Genomic DNA, 6702 nt, shown 5'->3' on the forward strand with positions numbered 1-6702 from the left:
ACAGAATGGTTCCGCCGTAGGAGACTTTCTCGGGTCGCCGAACGAACGGACTTTCCTCATTCAAGAATCCGCTCCATCTGCCGTCAAGAAATAGGGGAGATGAAGTGAATGCGCCATTCGGCACAGGACCGCGGTCGTAGGACCGTTCAGGCCCCGGTGTCCCGCTGCGACGGGGCGCCGCCCGCGGCGAGCCGCATCAACGCCGATGTGAAGTCGACGTCGGCAGCGGTCCGTTCGGCCCGGGCCGCCTCCCCGCCGAAGCGATGCCGGTAGCCGGACCAGGCGTCGCCGGCGATGGCGGCGCCGACGCCGGTGGTCATCAGGGCAGTGAGTTCGGTGGCGGCGCGTCCGATGCGCTCGCCCAGCGCGGATGAGCCCCAGTCCTCCGGTGCGGCGAAGACCGAGGTGGGCACCGTCAGCGCCCGCAGGAAGGCGAGCATGGGGCGCAGTTGTCCGTCGATGACCAACGCGTGGCGGGCACTGCCGGCCGTGGCGGCCGGCAGGGTGGGCTTGGCGACGACGAGGTCGTCGTCGAGGATGTCGAAGAAGGACTTGAACAGCCCGCTGACACCGGCGGTGTAGACGGGAGAGACGGTGATCAGCCCGTCCGCCGCCGCCAGTTGCCGAATGACCGCCTTGAGTCGTTCGTCGGGGAAGCCGGTGACGACGGCCTGTGCGATGTCGACCGCGATCGGCGCGAGTTCGACGTGCCGGATCGAGACGTCCCGTCCCCGGCCGCGGATGAGTTCCGTGGTCTTCTCCGTGAGGCGGTCGGCCAGCAGCCGCGACGACGAGGGGTTGCCGGTCCCACCGCTGATCACCACGAGCGTGAGCGGTGCGTCGGCAGGTCGTTCCGGATCGGGCTGAAGGGGTGTGCGGTCTGTCATGGTTCAGCCGATCCTCGGGTAGCGGGCCGGGAACGCCGGGTCGCTGTCCTCGTACGGCGACGTGCCGGTGACGTTGTCGCCCCGATTGGGGTTGGGGCGCGGCCGGCGGGGTTCGGCGTCGCCGTACTTCGCCTTGACCAGGCTCGCGTGGGTCGGTGTCGCGGGTACGCCGGGACGGCGGACCGCGGCCATCTCCCTGCGGAGTACGGGCACGACCTCGGTGCCGAGGAGTTCGACCTGCTCCAGCGCGGTTTCGACGGGAAGCCCGAGGAGGTCGATGTTCCACAGCTGGCGCTGGTAGTCGCCGAAGCGCTCGCGGAAGTCCATGGTCTTGGCGACGACCAGTTGCGGACTGCCCACCGAGAGAGGTGTGGCCTCCATGTAGTCCTCCAGCGAGGTGCCGCTGAACATGGGGAACGCGTCGAAGTAGGGGCGGAACCTCCTGTCCGCGTCCTGTGAGTTCGCGGCGATGAAGGCATGGCCGCCGAGTCCGACGATCGCCTGCTCGCGCGTGCCGTGGCCGTGGTGGGCGAAGCGGTCCCGGTAGAAGGAGACGAGCCGGTCGAAGTGCCCGTAGGGCGCCAGGACGTTGTTGGCGAAGAACCCGTTGCCGTAGTACGCGGCCTGCTCGGCGATCTCCGGGGTGCGGATGGAACCGTGCCAGACGAACGGCGGGACGTCGTCGAGCGGTCGGGGAGTCGAGGTGAAGCCCTGCAGCCCGGAGCGGGACTCTCCCTCCCAGTCGACGACGTCCTCCCGCCACAGCCGGTGCAGCAGGTTGTAGTTCTCCAGCGCGAGGTGGAGCCCCTTGCGGATGTCCTGGCCGAACCAGGGGTAGACCTGGACGGTGTTGCCGCGGCCGACCATCAGGTCGACGCGCCCCTTGGCCAGGTGCTGGAGCATCGCGTACTCCTCGGCGATGCGCACCGGGTCGTTGGTGGTGATGAGGGTGACCGAGGTGCTCAGCACGATGCGCTCGGTCACGGCCGCGATGTGCCCGAGGAGCGTGGTGGGGGCGGACGAGAAGAAGGGCGGGTTGTGGTGCTCGCCGATGGCGAAGACGTCCAGCCCGACCTCGTCCGCCCGCTGGGCGATGCGCACGATCGCGTCGATGCGTTCCGCCTCGCTGGGGGTGTGGCCCGTGACGGGGTCGCGAGTGACGTCGCTGACCGAGAAGATCCCGAATTCCATGGTGTTGCCGCCTTTCTGGCCGCGCGACGCGGCGCCCGGCCGTGCGCTCCTGTGGAGGCGGACGGGCGCGCGGTGCTGACGCGAGTACCCAGTACCCATCGTCTCGCAAGTTGCGTGCGTACGCAACTGTTCCGGTGTCCGTGCGTCAGGAGCGGCCGGCCGTGCCCCGCGGATCACGCGTCCGTGGCCGGCGCGATGGTGAAGTTGCCGCGGAAGACGTTGTCCGGGTCGTAGGCCGCCTTGACCCTGCGCAGGCGCTCCAGCGTGGCGGGCGGGAACGCCTTGGTCAGCACGGACTCCTGGTTGTGGCTCTCGAAGCTCGGGTAGAGGCCGTCGAAGTCGATCTCGTCCCAGCTCCTGAGGTCGGCGGCACCGCGCCGGGGGACGACGGCCAGGGAGAAGTTCTGCGTCCGGTGCGCGTAGGCCGTGGCGTCGGCCGGCGTGTCGTTGACCGCGCCGCCCACCGTGCGGATCTGGAAGTATCCCGTCTCGCCCTCCCGGAACATCCGGTCGATGATGCCGGTGGTGCGGCTGTCCAGATGCTCGACGAGCGCGGACCGGAAGTTCGGGCCCCCGTGCCCGTCGTGCGGGTTGTTCTGCGGGGTCATGAATCCGGCGTACGGTACGACGGCCGCCTGCTGGTCGAGGACGGGGGCGAGGTTCAGGAACGCCTCCAGCGCATCGGTCGCGCGGCCGGTGTCCTCGTCGGCCCAGATGATGGTCGTCCGGGCGATCCTGCGGCCCCCTTGGTCGGCCACGACGAGGAACGGCGTCAGCTCGCGGGGGCTGTTCTCCGTGAGCTCGCCCCAGGCCTGCAGGAAGGCGTCGAGGTTCCTCACCTCGTGGGCGAAGCGGGCGTGGATCACGTTGCCGATGTCGGCCGCCTCGATGTCGAACGAGGTGACGATGCCCATACCGGCGCCGGCGCCGCGCAGGGCCCAGAACAGGTCGGGGTTGGTGTCGGCGTCGGCACGCACGATCCGGCCGTCGGCGAGCACCACTTCGGCGCCCCGCACATGGTCGATGGTCAGACCGTACGAGCGCGACAGGAAGCCCACACCGCCGGCCGTCGCCAGTCCGCCGACGCCCACGTCGCCGAAGTCGCCGGAACTGATGGCCAGTTCGAAGGGTGCGAGCTTCTGGGCGACGTCGCCCCAGCGGGCACCGGCTCCCACCCGGACCAGGCGCCGTTCGCGGTCGATCACCTCGACGCCGTTCAGCGACCCGAGGTGGATGACGACGCCGCCGTCATTGGTGGAGGTGCCGCTGATGCCGTGACCGCCGCTGCGCACCGCGAGCGGCACGCCCTGGGCGCGGGCGTAGGTGAGGGCGGCGGCCGTCTCGGCCGCATTCGAGGGGCGCAGCACCAGACCGGGTGTGCCGGTGGTGAAGTAGGTGGAGCGCACGCGGGCGTAGGCGCGGTCACCCGGCTCCACGGCACCCGAGGCGAGCGGAGCGGGAACGGCCTCGTAGTCGATGCCCGGGACCCGCTTGGCGAGAGCGGCCGCGGTCCGCACCCGCCCGGTGGGGGTTCCGGCGGCGGCCCGTTCGGCGGCGACGGCCTCGCGAACGGCGGGAGCGATCTCCTCACCGAAGGCGACGATGTCGGACGGGTTGTCGGAGCCGAGGATGATCGTGTCGAAGCCGTGCTCCAGGATCAGCGGCAGCATGCGCTCGACCCAGTCGTCCACCGGTCCCTGCCAGGGGTTGGTGCCCCGGCCGACACCGCCGAAGATGTTGAGCACCCGCCGGATCTCCCGCGGGTCGCGGCCGTTCTCGGCGGCCGCCTCGTCGATGATCTTGTTGCTCTCGTACAGGTCCGGGGAGTTCACGTAGTTGAGGGTGGGTATCCAGCCGTCCGCCTTGGCTCCGGTCAGGCGGAGCATGCGCGGCTTGTACGCGCCCAGCCAGATGCCCATCTCGTGCGCGGGGGCGGGGCCCCGCTTGGCGCCGTCGACGGTGTAGTACTCGCCCTGGACGCGCAGCGCGGAGCGGTCGGCCTCGTCCCAGAGTCCGCGTATGACGTCGATGGCCTCACCGAGTGCGCCGACGCTCTCGCCGATCGTGCGGTCCGGACCGCCCATCGCCACGATGGCCTCACGGAAGCCTCCGGCACCCAGGCCGAGTTCGACGCGTCCACCGGAGAGGAGGTCGAGGCTGGCGGCGGCACGGGCCAGGACGGCAGGGGGGCGCAGCGGTACGTTGGCGACATTGGTCGCCAGACGGATCGACGTCGTCCGGGCGGCCACCCAGGACATCAGGGTCCAGGTGTCGAGGAAGCCGTTCTGGTACGGATGGTCCTGGTACGAGACGAGGTCCAGCCCGACCCGCTCGGCGAGCAGGGCGAGGTCGACGACCGCCTCCGGGTCGCGGTTCGACGGTGTGACAAAGGATCCGAACTGCAGGTCATGGCCGTAGTCGGGCACGAAGATCTCCAGGTGCCGGCCCGTGCGGGATGACGTCGTCCACCCCGCTCGGCAGGGTCAGCGCGGGGCCGGATCGCACGCTGGTCGACGGTGGCACGAGAGGAGTGCCGGGGGGAGGGGGGAGCGGCCTGTGAACCGTCCCCGGCCGGAAGCGCGGTGTGTCCTCGGCGTCCGAATTCACGTACCGGGGGGCGGAGTCAGGTGACTTCAGGCCTTTGCCGGTCGTTTCCGACGCCCTGGGCCGGATGCCGTCCGGAGTGCCGGAAGGCGTGATCCCGAAATCCTCGAAGGTGTGCGGCGGGGAAGGGAATCCGGGTGGTCATGGAGCGGAACTCCGAGCATGCGGGGCTGAACAACGGGACCTGGGTCCGAGCGGATTTCTATCACGAGAACCGACCGGGGTCTATTTCTCCGAACCGGGTCCGAATCGGCGATCCGGGCCTACGCCTGGAGTAGTAGGTCGTTTTCCCGATGTGCGGGTTCCGTGTGCTGTGGAACCATCGAATCCTGTGTGGGTGAGGTGATGGCCGCGCGCCTTCCGTCTGCCGACGGGCGGCGCGCGGCCACATTGTCCCCGCCCGTGGGACCTGCGGGACCCGTGGGTCCGGGATCGAGTGAGGCACCCGGCGTCTCGATACGGCCGGCCCGATGTGCCGGTGATCGCGGTGTGAATGCGGACGGCGCTGCCGCGTTCCGCACATTCCTCGTTCCCTTGTGGTGATGCCGAATACGGGCCTTGCGGGCCGTCGATGGACCGACCGTGCGGCATTTCGTCCGCGGCGCCGTTGACATGAAGATCTCGGCGGGACTTCATTCCGCAGCCGTGACCTCTCGACATGAACGAAATCAACCCGCGCACGTCATGAAAACCCGGACCGTTGGCCGCGACCGGCCGTCCGCCGCGCGCATTGCGGACGGCCCACCGCCGGTACCGGCGGATCGGCGCTCGGCCGAAAGGCGGAGCGGCGGCATCACGGGTCCGACTTCTGCCCGAAGCGTCCGGCCACGGGGCCCTCGTAGCGTGGCGGTCAAGAGCTCCCCCTCGTGGAACAGGCTCGCGGGCGTCCTGATCCGGGCCGCCACGGCGGTCCGCGGACACGGGGCACGGTGGGCTCACCTTCCACCGTCACAGGAGGCTTGCGATGTCCCCTTTGCTGCACCGACTACTGCACTCGGCCCGGGTCTACGCGCAGACGGCCCTCGAGGTCGCCGTCCTCGGCGCGGGTGACGCGCTGATGAACCCGGATCCGGCGGTCTCCCGGCCTGCCGTCACCATCGGCCGTCCGTCCACCGGGCCCGCCGGCCTCGGCCGAAAGTCGTAGAGGGGCGCCGGAGATCGGCCTTCTTCCCGAGGCGCGGCGGCGAGTGGGCCTCCTAACCTGCTCGTCACGAGGGGGACGCCCTCGGTGGGGATCGGCGCCCGCACGCGACGGGCCGGTCGACCCGTCCCGGAGGAAGGCGCGCCGTCAGCGCGGCGGCCGTACGAGCAACGACAAGGCCCGGCAATCAAGGAGCACCAGTGAGTGACGCCGTCATGGGCGCCGCGTACGGAAGGGACCCCATGGACATGGGTGGCCCCTTGGAGGAGTCGGCGATCGAGGCTCATGGGGTCGGGCGGAGGTACCGTCGGGGCTGGGCGCTGCGGGACTGTTCGTTCCGGTTGCCTGCGGGGCGGATCTGCGGGCTGGTGGGCCCCAACGGTGCGGGCAAGACGACGCTGATGTCGATCGCGGCGAATCTGCTGGAGCCGACGGAGGGCACCTTGACGGTGTTCGGTGCGGCGCCGCAGTCCGCGGAGGCGGCACGCCGCACGGCGTTCCTCGCCCAGGAGAAGCCGCTGTTCAGGCGTTTCACGGTGGCCGAGACGCTGCGTCTTGGCCGGGAGCTGAACCCGGGCTGGGACCAGCGGGCCGCCGAGCAGATCGTCCGCGCGGGCAACGTGCCCCTGCACGCGAAGATCGGCACCCTGTCCGGCGGCCAGCGCACCCGGGTCGCCTTCGCCCTGGCCTTCGGCAAGCGACCGGACCTGCTGCTGCTCGACGAGCCGATGTCCGACCTGGACCCGCTGGTGCGCCACGAGATGATGAGCACCCTGATGGCCGAGGCCGCCGAGCACGGCACCACGGTGCTGATGTCCTCGCACATGCTCAGCGAGCTGGAGAGCGTCTGCGACTTCCTGCTGGTCATCTCCACCGGCG

At 70.2% G+C, this 6702-nt stretch carries 5 protein-coding genes; 2 read left to right on the top strand and 3 right to left on the bottom strand.

Annotated features, from left to right (window positions below; translation table 11 throughout):
* Positions 1–146: 146 nt before the first annotated feature.
* From CHF15_RS42700 to CHF15_RS42710, 3 genes are all read right to left on the bottom strand, one after another.
* On the bottom strand, positions 147–887 hold the full coding sequence (locus CHF15_RS42700; protein WP_089229349.1) for a CE1759 family FMN reductase: 741 nt from the start codon (positions 885–887) through the stop codon (positions 147–149).
* Between the two features lie 3 nt (positions 888–890).
* Complete coding sequence (locus CHF15_RS42705) at positions 891–2078, bottom strand: CE1758 family FMN-dependent luciferase-like monooxygenase (RefSeq protein ID WP_089229350.1); 1188 nt, start codon at positions 2076–2078, stop codon at positions 891–893.
* Positions 2079–2251: 173 nt separating this feature from the next.
* Complete coding sequence (locus CHF15_RS42710) at positions 2252–4504, bottom strand: LLM class flavin-dependent oxidoreductase (protein ID WP_089229351.1); 2253 nt, start codon at positions 4502–4504, stop codon at positions 2252–2254.
* Positions 4505–5646: 1142 nt separating this feature from the next.
* Between CHF15_RS42710 and CHF15_RS44640 the strand changes: the two genes are divergently transcribed.
* Both CHF15_RS44640 and CHF15_RS42715 read left to right on the top strand, forming a co-directional pair.
* A complete protein-coding gene (locus CHF15_RS44640; RefSeq protein ID WP_143681779.1) occupies positions 5647–5826 on the top strand; it encodes a hypothetical protein in 180 nt (59 codons plus the stop codon).
* Between the two features lie 239 nt (positions 5827–6065).
* Positions 6066–6702: ABC transporter ATP-binding protein (locus tag CHF15_RS42715; RefSeq protein ID WP_089229353.1), on the top strand; the 637-nt coding region annotated here is incomplete at its 3' end.

Source organism: Actinacidiphila glaucinigra (assembly GCF_900188405.1).
Lineage (GTDB): Bacteria > Actinomycetota > Actinomycetes > Streptomycetales > Streptomycetaceae > Actinacidiphila > Actinacidiphila glaucinigra.